The sequence below is a fragment of the Novosphingobium sp. HNCC26DJ243 genome (assembly GCF_057180545.1).
Window position 1 is genome coordinate 199,884 of record NZ_JBXUGN010000005.1, and the last position, 13,417, is coordinate 213,300.

Here is a 13,417-nt window from a genome sequence, read left to right on the forward strand (position 1 = left end):
ATCCACATGAGCGTCGATCCGCATATCGCCGGGCTTTCCGGCTCCATCGTCCACGACGAGATCGTACCCGCGCGCGCACCATGGCTGCATCACATTGCTGCCGGGCAGACGCTGCGCATCGTCGATCTCGAAGGCAACCAGGCGGTCGATTTCCTGCTCTATTCCACCGCTGACGATGCCGAGCGCTACAGTGCGCAGGACACGGTTTCGGCGCAAGGTAACCTGTTCCTGCGCGAAGGCACCGTGCTGCGCTCGAACGAGGGCCGACCGATGATGACCATCGCGGCGACCTCGGTCGATTATCACGACACTATCGGCGGTGCCTGCTCATGTGAATCGAACACGCTGCGCTACGGCCACCACACCAAGGCAGAGCACGCCTGCGTCGAAAACTTCCTCGAGGCCAACCTCAGCGAAGGGCGCGGCAAGCGCGACATCGTCTCGAACATCAACTTCTTCATGAACGTGCCGGTGGAACCCGACGGATCGCTCGGCATCGTCGACGGCATTTCCGCGCCCGGCCTCACGGTCGACCTGCGCGCCGAAATGGACGTCACTGTCGTCGTCTCCAACTGCCCGCAGATCAACAACCCCTGCAACGGGTTCAACCCCACCCCCGTACGGATGATCGTCACAGCATGAGCCAAAGCCCTGCCTTCGACACCGTCCTGATCGCGAACCGTGGCGCGATTGCCACGCGGATCATCCGCACGTTGCGCAGCATGGGCCTGCGCTCGGTCGCGGTCTATTCAGAGGCTGACGAGAATTCGCTCCATGTGGCGCAGGCCGACGAAGCCGTGTGCATCGGCGGCGCGCGCGCAACCGAGAGCTATCTCAACATCCCGGCGATCCTCGAGGCCGCACGCAGGACCGGCGCGGGCGCAATCCATCCGGGTTATGGCTTTCTCGCCGAGAACGTGGAGTTTGCCGAGGCCTGTGCGGCAGCCGGCATCGTCTTCATCGGCCCGACTCCCGAAAACATCCGCACCTTCGGCCTGAAGCACAGCGCCCGCGCATTGGCCGCGGCGCACGGCGTGCCGCTGGCCCCGGGCACCGATCTGCTCACCGACGAGGAAGAGGCCGCAAGCGCCGCGCAGGCCATCGGCTACCCGATCATGCTCAAGGCCACGGCGGGCGGTGGCGGCATCGGCATGCGCGTCTGCGAGGACGAGGCTGCGGTGCGCGAGGGCTTTGCCACGGTTGCGCGCCAGGGCCTCGGCAATTTCGGCGACGCCGGTGTTTTCCTTGAGCGTTACATTCGACGCGCGCGCCACATCGAGGTGCAGATCTTCGGCGATGGTGCCGGGACGATCGTCGCGCTGGGCGAACGTGATTGCTCGCTCCAGCGCCGCAATCAGAAGGTTGTCGAAGAGGCCCCTGCCCCGCTGCTGCCTGCCGCCGTGCGCGCCGATCTGATGGCCGCTGCCGTCCGGCTGGGACAGGCCGCAAACTACCGCTCCGCAGGCACTGTCGAATTCCTCTACGATGCAGAGCGCGAGGAGTTCTTCTTCCTCGAGATGAACACCCGCCTTCAGGTCGAACACGGCGTGACCGAAGAGGTCATGGGCGTCGATCTGGTGGAATGGATGATCCGGGGCGGCGGCGGAGACTTCGCCTTCCTCGACACACCGCTCGGCGCGCCTTCGGGCCATTCGGTGCAGGTGCGGCTCTATGCCGAGGACCCGGCGCTCGACTATCGCCCAACTTCAGGCACGCTGACCGCTGTAGATTTCCCGGCAGATATCCGCGCCGAGACCTGGGTCATGGCCGGCAGCACGGTCAGCGCCTGGTACGACCCAATGCTCGCCAAGCTGATCGTCCATGCCGAAACGCGCGATCTGGCGGTCGCGGCGATGCAGGCCGCACTTGAGGCAAGCCGCGTCGACGGGATCGAGACCAACTTGCGCTGGCTGCGCGACGTCGTCCGCTCACCCGCCTTCGTCAGCGGCGAGGTTTCCACCCGCGCGCTCGACGCCGTCGCCTACGAGCCGCGCAGCATCCAGGTCGTCAGCGGTGGTACGGCCACGACGGTGCAGGACTGGCCCGGACGCCAGCGCCTGTGGTCGGTCGGTGTTCCGCCATCGGGTCCGATGGACGACCAGTCGTTCCGCCTCGGCAACCGCATTCTTGGCAATCCCGAAGGCACCGCAGGCCTCGAGGTCACAATCACCGGCCCGACACTGGCCTTCAACGCCCCGGCGCGCATCTGTCTGACCGGCGCGGACTTCGGCGCGACGCTCGACGGCGTGCCCGTCGCGCGGGGCGTCGCCATCGACATTGCGGCGGGCCAGACGCTGGCCATGAGCCGCGCCTCGCAGGGCGGCATGCGCGGCTATATCCTGATCGCGGGCGGGCTCGACATCGCGCCCTACCTCGGCAGCCGCAGCACGTTCGAGCTGGGACAGTTCGGCGGCCACGCCGCGCGCCGGCTGCTCGCGGGCGACACGATCCACCTTGCCGGCGAAAGCGTTGCCGACGCGTTGCCGCAGGTCACCCTGCCCACGTTCTCGAACGATTGGTCGTTGCGTGTCCTTTATGGCCCGCACGGCGCACCCGACTTCTTCACCGACGAGGACGTGGACACCTTCGTCGCCGCCGAATGGCAAGTGCACTACAACAGCAACCGCACAGGCGTTCGGCTTGTCGGGCCCAAACCCAATTGGGCGCGCAAGGATGGTGGCGAGGCGGGGCTGCACCCCTCCAACATCCACGACAATCCCTACGCCATCGGCGCAGTCGACTTCACCGGCGACATGCCGATCATCCTCGGGCCGGACGGCCCGTCGCTCGGCGGCTTCGTCTGCCCGTTCGTGGTGATCGCGGCGGACCGCTGGAAGATCGGCCAGCTTTCGCCGGGCGACAAGCTTCGCTTCGTGCCCGTCAACGCGGTCGATGCGGCGATGGCCGACACGCTCCAGCGCAGGCTGCTGACCACGGGCGAGGCCCACGGCACCGGCCCTGCCCGTCCGATCGAGACGCTCTCGCCCATTCTCGGCGAAATTGCCGAAGGACCGCAGCGCCCGCGCACTGTCTATCGCCAGCAGGGCGATCGCAACATTCTGGTCGAATACGGCCCGATCGTGCTCGACATCGAACTGCGCATCCGCGTGCAGGCGCTGATGACCGAACTTGAGCGCATGGCTCTGCCCGGCGTGATCGACATCGTGCCCGGCATCCGCTCGCTCCAGTTCCACTTCGATGGCGAGACGATGACGCAAAGCGCAGCGCTGGCGACGCTGATCGCGGCAGAGGAGCGGCTGGGCGATCTGGAAGATTTCACCATCCCGTCGCGCATCGTCCACCTGCCGCTGAGCTGGCGCGATCCGGCGACGATCGAGACCATCGAGAAGTACATGGGCGCGGTGCGCGACGATGCGCCGTGGTGCCCGGACAACATCGAGTTCATCCGCCGCATCAATGGCTTGCCCGATGCCGCCGCAGTCGAGAACCTGATCTTCGAGGCCAACTACCTCGTGCTCGGCCTCGGCGACGTCTATCTCGGCGCGCCGGTCGCCACGCCGGTCGATCCCCGCCACCGGCTGGTGACGACCAAGTACAACCCCGCCCGGACGTGGACGCCGCCGAACGTCGTCGGCATCGGCGGCGCCTACATGTGCATCTACGGCATGGAAGGGCCCGGCGGTTACCAGTTGTTCGGCCGCACGATCCAGGTGTGGAATACGCACCGCCAGACCGATGCCTTCATCGAAGGCAAGCCGTGGCTGCTGCGCTTCTTCGACCAGATCAGGTTCTATCCGGTGAGCGCCGAAGAGCTGGCCGACTGGCGGCGCGATTTCCCGACAGGACGGCGCTCGATCCGGATCGAGCCGTCCGAGTTCCGCCTAGCCGACTATCGCGCTTTCCTGGCCGACAATGCCGAGGCAATCTCGACCTTCGAGACGACGCGCCAGGCCGCTTTCGATGAGGAACGTGCCGAATGGCAGCGGCGCGGGGAGTTCGACCGCACCGATCTTGCCGAGCCGGAGGTGACAGAAGCCGGCGCGGTAGAGGTGCCGGAAGGGTCAGATGTTGTCGAAGCGCCGTTCGGTGGCAGCGTCTGGAAAATGCTGGTCGGCGTCGGCGACGAGGTCGTCGCGGGCGAAACCATTGCGATCATCGAGGCGATGAAGATGGAATGTCGTGTCGAAAGTCCGGGTGCGGGCACCGTTTCGGCGCTATACGCACAGGAACGCCAGCCTGTGAACCCCGGTGCCCCCATCCTTGCGCTGGCGAGGCACTGATGACCGATCTTTCCCGCCAGAACACGATCGCCATCGCCGAAGCCGTGAACGCTGGCCAGACGAGTGCCGTCGCGATTGCCGAGGACGTAATCGCGCGGCTCGCGGTCTACGATGCGATCCAGCCGCAGATCTGGATCAGCCGCGCCTCGCCCGAGGAGCTTCGGGGAGCGGCCCGCGCCATTGACGCGCGTGTGGCAGCCGGCGAAGTTCTGCCGCTTGCAGGCGTGCCGTTCGCGGTCAAGGACAACATCGATGTTGCCGGGTTCGAAACGACTGCCGCCTGCCCCGCTTTTGCCTATGCGCCGAATGCGTCGGCCACGGTCGTCGAAAGCCTGCTGGCAGCGGGCGCGCTCTGCGTCGGCAAGACCAATCTCGATCAGTTCGCGACCGGCCTCAATGGCACGCGCAGCCCCTATGGCGCACCGCGCAACGCTCACAATCTTGCCTATGTCAGCGGCGGATCGAGCTCTGGATCGTCCAGCGCGGTTGCGGCAGGTCTCGTCGCCTTTGCGCTTGGCACCGATACGGCAGGTTCGGGCCGCGTGCCGGCGGCGTTCCAGCACCTGATCGGCTTCAAGCCGACCAAGGGCCGCTGGAGCAACACCGGTCTCGTGCCTGCCTGCCGCACGCTCGATTGCATCACCGTCTTCACCGAAGACACCGCCAGCGCGCGCCTGATCGACAGCATCGTTGCCGGTTACGATCCTGCGGATGCCTACTCGAAGCCGCTCGCCAATGTCTCGCGCGCGCGCAAGACCATCGGCGTACCGCGTCGCAATCAGCGCGCCTTTTTCGGCGACAGTGAATCGGAGTATTTCTACGACCGGGCGCTGGAAAAACTCGCAACCTTTGCCCATCTGGTCGAGATCGATTACGCACCGCTGCAAGAGGCCGCGCAACTGCTCTATGGCGGTCCATGGGTAGCCGAACGCGCCGCTGCGCTCTCGGGCTTGCTCGCCGATAATCCCGGCGCGATCGATCCGACGGTGCGCGAGGTCGTCTCTCCGGGGCTGGAAACGAGCGCGGTCGATCTGTTCAACGGCATTTACCGCCTGGCCGAACTCAAGCGCCATGCCGACGCGCTGTGGGAGACCATCGACCTGATGGCCTTCCCGACCACGGGCACGACTTATCGCGTGGCTGAACTGCAAGCGTCACCCGTGGCGCTCAACAGCGCACTCGGATTCTACACCAATTTCGTGAACCTGCTCGACATGGCGGCGCTGGCTGTGCCTGCGGGCGTACGTACGAATGGCACGGGCTTTGGCATCACCCTGATCAGCCCGGCCGATACCGACATCGCGCTGCTCGATGCAGCCGACGCCTACCTCTCGGTGGCCGATCTTCCGCCACCACCCCCGCTCGATCTGGAGGGCAGAATGCAGACCGTGAAACTCGCCGTCGTTGGTGCCCACCTGAAGGACATGCCGCTGCATTGGCAGCTGACCTCGCGCGATGCGACTTTCGTCTGCGCGACCGAGACTGCCCCCAACTACCGGCTCTATGCCATGGCTGACAGCGTGCCGCCCAAGCCAGCGCTGGTGCACAGCGCGGACGGCGCGGCGATTGCGCTGGAGGTCTACGAACTTGGCGTCGCCGAATTCGGCAGCTTCGTGGTCGAAGTGCCCGCGCCTCTCGCCATCGGCACGGTCACGCTGGCCGATGGCACCAGCGTCAAAGGCTTCGTCGCCGAACCGCGCGCAATGGCCGGTGCCGAGGACATCACCGGCCTTGGCGGATGGCGCGCTTACATCGCACGGACATAAGCGACACAGCACTACCGTAAGGAGCGAGACATGCGGACTATCAAGGCTTTGATCCTGGCGCTGGCAGTTTCCGCGATCGCCCAACCCGTCATGGCCAAGGCCCCCAAAGGCGAAGTAATCCACGTTCCCGATTTCGGGGATTTTCTTGCGGTTGACGGCAAGACCGTGTGGATGACCAATCGTGGCCGTGTCGAACAATGGTCACGCAAGGGCAAGTTGGCCGCCGTCCCGCTCGAGCGGCCATGCGGCGCGCTGACGATGGCATTCGGCGACCTGTGGGTGGCGGACTGCAAGGCCGGAACGCTCAACCGGATCGATACGCGCACAGCCAGGATCATCGCCAGCATCCCGACGGGCATCGGCAATCCCGACGGCGAAACCAACGTCGTCGCAGGAGCCGGATCGGTCTGGGTGGCGAGCGACACCAAGGGCAAGATCACGCGTGTCGATCCTGCCACCAACGCGGTCGTGACCACCATTACCGCCGATCCCGAGGCCTATTACCTCGCGTTCGGTTTCGGCGCGGTCTGGGCGGTGAGCGGGACGCAGAATTCGATCACAAAGATCGACGCCGCGACGAACGCCGTGGTCAAGCGCACTGCGCTGGGCAAGATGCCGGGCTTCCTGGCCGCGGGCGAAGGCGGCGTATGGGTGCAGGAACAGGGCGACGGCACGGTCGCGCGCATCGATCCCGCGACCGGCGAGGTGACCGGCCGGGTGAAGGTCGGCGCGGTGCTCAAGTATGGCGATATCGATACCGGCGGCGGCAGAATCTGGCTGCGCACCACCGAGGATCAGGAGTTCGTCGTGATCGATCCGGCGACGATGACCGTCAAGGCACGCATCGGCAAGGCGTCGGGCAGCGGCGCGTTGCGCTACACGCCGCGCGGGGTCTGGACGACCGCGCATGACAACCACACGCTGGTCTGGTGGGCAAAGCCCGGCAAGATCGGAAAATGAAGAGCCATCCGTGGCCCGTCAGCGGGCCACGGAATGGAGTCTGATGCCTCAGCGCGCTGCGAGGCGGATCGAACGGACCGGTGCGGCGCTGGCCAGACGGGCGTCGATCTGCGAGCGGACGTCAGCAACGACAGCGGTGCGGCACTGCTGCGCCTTGCTTTCAAGCGCAAGGTGGACAGCCGAAAGCTGATCACCGCACACGGCGCGGGCGGCCTGATCGAGGCGGATGGCGAGGCGCTGCTGGCCGTCAGCCGTCGAAAGATCGAGGTCGGCGAGAGTCAGGATCGCCTTGTCCTGCGCGAAGGGGGATTCCGCGGCGGCAACAGCCGAAACCGAGGATGCGAATGCGAGAGTGGCGAGCGCCACGAGGCCGATTTTCAAGGTCATCTCCTGTGCTTCAAAAGGGCGCCACTCTTCGGCGGCTGCCGTTCATATAGCGTCAGGTGACGAAACTTACAATATTGAACCCAAATTTGTTGTTTTATTACTCTGCGCGTTGCTGGTTATTACTTGGCGCGGACCACAAGCATCGCCAACTTCTCGGTCCCGCCAAGAAGTCCGATGGGCAAGTCTGTCTCGGTCGAGGCTTCCGCGATCGACACCGCAATTGTTCGCGCGTAAGGTTCTGACCACGCGCGCACAGTGCGCACCGGCACGCGAACCCGCCATTTTCGGGCGCCTTCGGCTGCAACGGCGTGGCCGTTCAGGCTGACCGGCGCCATGGCATCCGTGCGCCAACCGCTGACCTGCACGCAGCTTTCCACCCCGCATTTCACGACGCGCGTCGTCGGCCCGGACCTGGCGAGAGCAGGCCCGGCGCTGACGCCGATGAGGAGCGCGGTCAGTGCAAGCTTACGAAGTCGTGTCACGGCTTGATGCTCCTTCAATCGATCACGATGCCGGCGCGTTCGAAAAACTGGCGAACCGGCTCGAGCACTTCGGCATGGCGCTTCCATCGCGCGATCGAGTCGGCGTAGATCGGTCGGCGGACCTGGGCGGCGCTGGGCGTTGAAACCGGCGCGGCATTGGCGTGGAAGGCGAGGCATTCATCCGCCCAGTCGAGCCCGCAATGGGCGAGCAGGCGGCGCGTCTGACTCTCCTGATCCGAGACAAGGTCTTCGTAGCGGACCTCGAGCACGCGGCCGGGCAACGCTTCGCGCCAGATCGCCATGAGCCGGTCGAACCGGGCGTAATAGGCCGCGATGTCGAGCAGGTCGTAGCTGTAGTCGTAGTAGCGCGAACTGACCGCGAAGAGATTGCGGAAGTTGGCCAGCACGGTGTCCATCGGATTGCGACGCAGGCACACGATGCGCGCCGATGGCAGGGCGCGGGCGATGAAGCCGGCGTAATGGAAGTTGCCAGGGAACTTGTCGGTGAAGCGCAAGGCCGGATCGCGACGGTGATGCGCCGCGCGCTCGAGGTAATCGCGCCCGATCGCGGCGATATCTGCCGATGCTGCGGCGGCGATGGTCTCGGGATCCATGACGGTCGGGCTGCGCGTTCCTGCCGCCCGCTTTACCGCCAGCGGCATGGCCTGAAGCTCGCCCGCGCTCTCGACCAGCGGATGCGATGACACGATGCGGTCAACCAGCGTCGTGCCGGTGCGCGGCATGCCGATGATGAAGATCGGTGCCTCGCCTGAAGTTTCGCTTGGCGTTGCTGCTTTCAGGGTCGGCCAGGTTGCTTCGATTGCGTCGAAAGTCGCGGCATCACGACCGAAATCGTAAGGCAGGCTGCGGCGGTGTTCGGCATTCGCGGCGCAGAGGCGATCGAGAGCCTCGTCCGGTTCGCCGATATCCTCCAGTTCCTTGGACAGCGCATAACCAAGGAGCAGGCGGTCGCGCCCTTCAGGTGCACCAGCCAGTGTGCTGCCGAGGCGCGCGACATGGTTTCGCGCAGGCGTCTGCTTGCGCAGGCTGGCCAGAAGGTGGTGCGCACGGGCGTGGGCCGGTGCCATCGCGATCAGCGCTTCGAGCGCCGCGTCGGCCTCATCCGTGCGGCCGAGGAAATTCAGCGTCACGGCCTCGTTGTAGCGATATTCGGCGTTGCGGGGTTGCAGGCGGACAGCTTCGGCAAAGTGGCCAAGCGCGGCGGCGTGATCGCCGAGGCGGGCATAGACGCAGCCCATCGTGTCACGGCTGAGTGCATCGGCAGGCGGCGCTGCTTCGGCTGCGCGAAGCGTTTCGGCCGCATCGCCATCGCGGCGCACCAGCGTGAACAGCTTGGCAAGGTGCGCGCGATATTCGCCGCGCGGGTCTATCGAAACAGCTGTCCCGATGTGCTCGATGCCGCTGCGAATGCGGCCAGCGCCGGATTCGGCAATGCCGAGCAAGAAGTGCCCCTCGGCATTGGAGGGTTCCTCGGCAATCAGGGTGGACGCAACGGCATGGGTCGTCTTCAGGTCACCCCGAACCAACGCGTCGCGCGCTGTTGCCATCATGCCGGAGCTGCTGGGGTTCATGCCGCGGCTGCGCCTCCGATGCCGTCGCCATCTGCAACGTCCTTGTCATTTCCCGCGCGGCGCGCCTTGTAGCGGTCGATCAGCGGCTGGAACGGGAACAGCGTCTGCTCCCAGATCGACAGGCGACGACGTTCGTCCTGCCCCACCAGCACGCCTTCGCCTTCTCGATAGGTCCCAAAGATGCGATCGAGCAGGATGAGCGAATTGCCGTAGTTGCAGCGCGTGGCTTCGTAGTCGGTCGAGTGGTGCAGACTGTGGTGGCGGATCGTGGTGAAGACGTAGGAGTACCAGATCGGTGGATCGGAGCGGACATTGGCGTGCGCGAAGGTCGAGATGACGCCGGTGGTGTTGAAGGCGGCGAACAATGCGGTGTTGTCGAAATCGAACAGCGCCACCACGCTCAGCGTGATCAGGAACAGCTCGATGGGGTTGCCCACCGCGCCTTTGGCGGCATTGAGCTGGGTGATATGGTGATGCGGCGCATGAGTCAGCCAGAACGGCGTCGAATTGTGCATGAGCCGGTGCATCCAGTACTGGCCGAATTCGATCAGGAATACGACGGCAAGCACTTGCACCAGCCACGGCAGTTGCATCATCCACTCGGTGTGGATGCCGAGCGCCGCCTTGGCAGCCTTCAGGGGGTCTTCGGCCAGCTTGACCGTCAACCAGGCGATGACTGTTGCGCTGAGGACCGAGTAGTAGAGATCGGTCGCGAACTCGCGCTTGTTCATCCGCCAGTCGGCGTGCCGCTCGTGGACCATTTCGAGCAGCAGGACGACGATGACGATCAGCGCCGATGTGACGGTCAGCGTCCAGGGATTGTCGAGCAGCGCCTTGGGACCGAGCGACCAGAACAGCCAAACTGCCGCGACCATCGCGGGCGGGAGATGATTGAATACAGTCGTCTTGATGCTTGTGGACACGACGCAACTCCATTCCAGGACCGGAAGGCTGCGCTGCAACGCGTCATAAGGGCAGACGGAAATGCCCGATGAAAGACATAGACTGGATTTATGACCGGCGCGCCGCGCGTACGCGGCGGAAGACTTCATCCCAGAAAAGCTGGGTTGCCGTGTCGCGCGCGGGCCGCGTGCGGGCGAGCAGATAGATGTCGTACGTCGGCTCGAAGTCTGCGTGCAGCAAGGGCCACAAGGTGCCGCGCGCCACTTCCTTCTCTGCCGCAAGCACGGGCAGAAAGCCTATCCCGACGCCGAGCGTGATCAGTCGACGCGCCTCATTGATGTCTTCGGCCAGACCCGTGATCTTGGTTCCCAGCCGATAGCGGCGACGCAAGTTGGTGATCAGTTCGATCTCGTCCTCTCCGGTCAGGACGAAGCCTTCGTCCTTGAGATCGCTCAGGCGGCTGACGCGGTGGCCGAAATAGGGGCTCGATCGCGAGCAATAGAGCTGTTGCCGTTCCACCAGCAGCGGTTCGTACATCAGGCTGCCGCGCACGCTGCTGTCGTATCCGACGCCGATCTCGACATCGCCCTGTTCCAGCGCATCCAGCACTTCGCGCCACGGCGAGACGCGAATTTCGATGTGGATTGCGGGATGGCGGCGATGGAAACTGGCGATGGCTTCATCGAATTCGGCCGAGACAAGGCCGGAAACGATCTGGATGCGCACGAAACCCTCGACGCGCTTGGTCGCCTGCGCGATCTGGTGCGGCATCATCCGCGCCGATTCCAGCATGTCCTCGCACAGGGCCATCATCGCCTTGCCCGCCGCCGTCATTTCGACTCCCGTGGCCGTGCGATGGAGCAGCGTCGTCCCGACATGATCCTCGAGCCGCTTGAGCGCGGCGCTGATGCTCGGTTGCTGGCGGTTGAGCTGGCGCGCCGCAGCCCCGATCCCGCCCGCGCGCACGATATCGACAAAAGTACGCATCAGGTTCCAGTCGACCCTGTTGGCGAACTTCTTGTCGATCAGGGGCACGCGATCGCTCATGCCGGAGACTTTCCTTGGGCAACAGCCACGCAACACGCGCGCGAATCTGCCGCAACTTTCGAGACTTGCGGCAGGTCATAGATCAAATCGATGCAAAACATAAAGATGCCCTGACTATCGTTATGACCTACCCGCCCTACCCTCGACACCATGACCGAGACAACTGTCCTTCCGCTTGTCGACATATCCCTGCTGGGCAGTGCGCGCCTCGAAGACCGGCTGGCGGTGGCGCGAGCACTCGACACGGCCTGCGCCGAGGCGGGGTTCCTCTATATCAAGGGTACGCAGCTTGATCCTGCGGTGATCGAGCGGCTGCTCGCGCGGGCCAAGGCTTACTTCGCGCAAGGGCACGACACGAAGATGCAGAGTTACATCGGCCTGTCGGAGAACCACAGCGGATATGTGCCGGTGGGCGAAGAGCAGTTCGCAACTGCGACCGAGGACCTCAAGGAGGCCTACGACGTGAACTGCGATTACCGGCAGTCCGACGGACGCCGCCCGTTGCTGGGGCCGAACATCTGGCCCGCCATGCCCGGCTTTCGCGAAGATGCACAAGCCTACTACGCACACGTTACCGGCATCGGCCGCCTGCTCTTTGGCGCCTTTGCACTGGCCCTGGGCCTTGCAGAGGACCATTTCGACGGGCTCGCCATCAATCCGCCGAGCCAGCTTCGCGTGATCCACTACCCCCATGATCCCGGCGTCCGCGATCGCCCCGGCATCGGATCGCATACCGATTACGAGTGCTTCACGCTGCTTCATGCCACCGCGCCCGGCTTGCAGATCGTCGATCGCAGCGGTGCGTGGATCGACGTGCCGCTGATCGACAACACGCTGATCATGAACATCGGCGACATGATGGAGATCCTCTCCAACGGCCGCTACGTCGCCACGCGGCATCGCGTGAAGAAGGTGGCGCAGGAACGCTACTCCTTCGCGCTGTTTCATTCGCTCGATTATGATCAGGTAATCGCCCCGGTCGTGCGCGGTGAAGCACCCCGCTACGAGCCGCTGATGGGAGGGGAACACCTGTTCAACCAGACCGCGCAGACGTTCGCCTACCTCAAGCGCCGCATTGCCAGGGGCGAACTCGTCCTCAACGAGGCTGTGCCGCTCGATTCCTTCGGTCGGCGTGTGGCCGTGCAGGCATGACGCTGGACGAGTTGCTGGCAACGCTGCCCCCTGCGGGGCTCGACGACATCGCGTTCCCGCACCGGCTGCTCGGCGCGTTCCGCCGCAAGAGCATCACCTTCTGCAACGGGATGACCGACGAGACGACGCCGGTCTACTGGTTCCAGTCACGCAGCTTCACCATCGACCTGCGCCTGCCAGACGGGCCGGAAACGCCGCTGACCGATAGGCAGGGCTGGATCGGCGATACGCTTTGGGATGAGGCGACGCGGCAGATGTCGTGGGACGTCGGTCGCAGTTACCAGCCGCGCAACCAGTGGCCCGAGCCGGCCAGTCTCGGCTTCATCGGCAATGCCGTGCTCGAATTCGCGCCTTCGGGCGCTTATGTCGAGGACTGGCGCCAGTTATCGACGCGCGGGCCGTTGCTCGGCCTGCGCCTCGTTAGCCTTGTCGAAGATGCAAGTGGACAAAGTCACGCGATGGACGGCGGGCTGATCGTCGCTGGCGACAACATCGCCTTCGCCTGCTCTCGCCTTCCCGCCATCGACAAGGCCCTCGCAGAAGCGCCCGACCTGGCCCGAGCGCTTTCCGATGGCATCGCGAGCGCATCGCAGATCGAGAGCTACGAGGTCTCTCTGGCGCTTGGCGGAGACACGGTAACCGCGAGCACTCTGCCCCGCCGCCTTGGCCAGCCGATCCTGCCGGTGGACGCCTTCGCGATCGACCGCGATGGCGCCGTCACGCTTCCATGGCAGTTGGACGGCAGAGACTGCCATCTGCGGTTCGCACGCGATCTGCATGTGCCGGACTTCGCCTTTGCCAACCAGACGGCCTGCTCCCCGGAGGCATCGCGCTGGCTTGCGCAGGGGAGCGGCCACCTCCTGCGCAATGCCGCGATGCTTCGTTAG

At 65.0% G+C, this 13,417-nt stretch carries 11 protein-coding genes; 6 read left to right on the forward strand and 5 right to left on the reverse strand.

Translation table 11 applies throughout. From position 1 onward, the window contains the following. Positions 1-6: 6 nt before the first annotated feature. Genes AC2A04_RS14960 through AC2A04_RS14975 form a run of 4 tightly spaced genes read left to right on the forward strand, consistent with a single transcriptional unit; the run spans position 7 to position 6,967 of the window. Positions 7-642: an urea amidolyase associated protein UAAP2 gene (locus AC2A04_RS14960; RefSeq protein ID WP_484213159.1), complete on the forward strand. Its 636-nt coding sequence runs from the start codon at positions 7-9 to the stop codon at positions 640-642. Then, the gene (gene uca / locus AC2A04_RS14965) at positions 639-4,241 is read left to right on the forward strand and encodes an urea carboxylase (protein ID WP_484213160.1); all 3,603 of its coding nucleotides are present in this window, start codon (positions 639-641) and stop codon (positions 4,239-4,241) included. The genes AC2A04_RS14960 and uca overlap by 4 nt, the downstream gene beginning before the upstream one ends. Next, positions 4,241-6,007: an allophanate hydrolase gene (atzF, locus tag AC2A04_RS14970; protein ID WP_484213161.1), complete on the forward strand. Its 1,767-nt coding sequence runs from the start codon at positions 4,241-4,243 to the stop codon at positions 6,005-6,007. Before uca ends, atzF begins: the two co-directional genes overlap by 1 nt. A 30-nt stretch (positions 6,008-6,037) precedes the next feature. Continuing rightward, on the forward strand, positions 6,038-6,967 hold the full coding sequence (locus tag AC2A04_RS14975; RefSeq protein WP_484213162.1) for a Vgb family protein: 930 nt from the start codon (positions 6,038-6,040) through the stop codon (positions 6,965-6,967). A 48-nt stretch (positions 6,968-7,015) separates the two neighbouring features. Here the strand turns inward: AC2A04_RS14975 and AC2A04_RS14980 are convergent, their stop codons facing one another. The 5 genes from AC2A04_RS14980 to AC2A04_RS15000 all read right to left on the reverse strand — a co-directional run bounded on the left by AC2A04_RS14980 (position 7,016) and on the right by AC2A04_RS15000 (position 11,378). Continuing rightward, positions 7,016-7,354 carry a UrcA family protein gene (locus AC2A04_RS14980; RefSeq protein ID WP_484213163.1) on the reverse strand — a complete coding sequence of 113 codons (339 nt, stop codon included), beginning with the start codon at positions 7,352-7,354 and terminating at the stop codon, positions 7,016-7,018. Between the two features lie 119 nt (positions 7,355-7,473). Continuing rightward, positions 7,474-7,836 (reverse strand): hypothetical protein, encoded by a 363-nt coding sequence (locus AC2A04_RS14985; RefSeq protein WP_484213164.1) that lies wholly within the window; start codon positions 7,834-7,836, stop codon positions 7,474-7,476. A gap of 14 nt (positions 7,837-7,850) precedes the next feature. Further along, positions 7,851-9,428: a tetratricopeptide repeat-containing sulfotransferase family protein gene (locus AC2A04_RS14990; protein WP_484213165.1), complete on the reverse strand. Its 1,578-nt coding sequence runs from the start codon at positions 9,426-9,428 to the stop codon at positions 7,851-7,853. Next, positions 9,425-10,303 carry a sterol desaturase family protein gene (locus AC2A04_RS14995; protein WP_484213203.1) on the reverse strand — a complete coding sequence of 293 codons (879 nt, stop codon included), beginning with the start codon at positions 10,301-10,303 and terminating at the stop codon, positions 9,425-9,427. Before AC2A04_RS14995 ends, AC2A04_RS14990 begins: the two co-directional genes overlap by 4 nt. A gap of 136 nt (positions 10,304-10,439) precedes the next feature. Then, positions 10,440-11,378 (reverse strand): LysR family transcriptional regulator, encoded by a 939-nt coding sequence (locus AC2A04_RS15000; RefSeq protein WP_484213166.1) that lies wholly within the window; start codon positions 11,376-11,378, stop codon positions 10,440-10,442. A gap of 150 nt (positions 11,379-11,528) precedes the next feature. Here AC2A04_RS15000 and AC2A04_RS15005 point away from each other — a divergent pair, with 150 nt between their 5' ends. Together AC2A04_RS15005 and AC2A04_RS15010 are read left to right on the forward strand one after the other, a co-directional pair. Next, positions 11,529-12,530 carry an isopenicillin N synthase family dioxygenase gene (locus AC2A04_RS15005; protein WP_484213168.1) on the forward strand — a complete coding sequence of 334 codons (1,002 nt, stop codon included), beginning with the start codon at positions 11,529-11,531 and terminating at the stop codon, positions 12,528-12,530. Then, positions 12,527-13,417 (forward strand): hypothetical protein, encoded by an 891-nt coding sequence (locus AC2A04_RS15010; RefSeq protein WP_484213169.1) that lies wholly within the window; start codon positions 12,527-12,529, stop codon positions 13,415-13,417. The genes AC2A04_RS15005 and AC2A04_RS15010 overlap by 4 nt, the downstream gene beginning before the upstream one ends.

What these genes read in the sequence shown, in the direction of transcription:
- AC2A04_RS15010 (WP_484213169.1), top strand. Translation starts at nt 12,527, where the DNA reads ATGACGCTGGACGAGTTGCTGGCAACGCTGCCCCCTGCGGGGCTCGAC.
- AC2A04_RS14990 (WP_484213165.1), bottom strand. Translation starts at nt 9,428, where the DNA reads ATGAACCCCAGCAGCTCCGGCATGATGGCAACAGCGCGCGACGCGTTG.
- AC2A04_RS14995 (WP_484213203.1), bottom strand. Translation starts at nt 10,303, where the DNA reads ATGGTCGCGGCAGTTTGGCTGTTCTGGTCGCTCGGTCCCAAGGCGCTG.
- AC2A04_RS14980 (WP_484213163.1), bottom strand. Translation starts at nt 7,354, where the DNA reads ATGACCTTGAAAATCGGCCTCGTGGCGCTCGCCACTCTCGCATTCGCA.
- AC2A04_RS15000 (WP_484213166.1), bottom strand. Translation starts at nt 11,378, where the DNA reads ATGAGCGATCGCGTGCCCCTGATCGACAAGAAGTTCGCCAACAGGGTC.
- uca (WP_484213160.1), top strand. Translation starts at nt 639, where the DNA reads ATGAGCCAAAGCCCTGCCTTCGACACCGTCCTGATCGCGAACCGTGGC.
- AC2A04_RS14975 (WP_484213162.1), top strand. Translation starts at nt 6,038, where the DNA reads ATGCGGACTATCAAGGCTTTGATCCTGGCGCTGGCAGTTTCCGCGATC.
- AC2A04_RS14960 (WP_484213159.1), top strand. Translation starts at nt 7, where the DNA reads ATGAGCGTCGATCCGCATATCGCCGGGCTTTCCGGCTCCATCGTCCAC.
- AC2A04_RS15005 (WP_484213168.1), top strand. Translation starts at nt 11,529, where the DNA reads ATGACCGAGACAACTGTCCTTCCGCTTGTCGACATATCCCTGCTGGGC.
- atzF (WP_484213161.1), top strand. Translation starts at nt 4,241, where the DNA reads ATGACCGATCTTTCCCGCCAGAACACGATCGCCATCGCCGAAGCCGTG.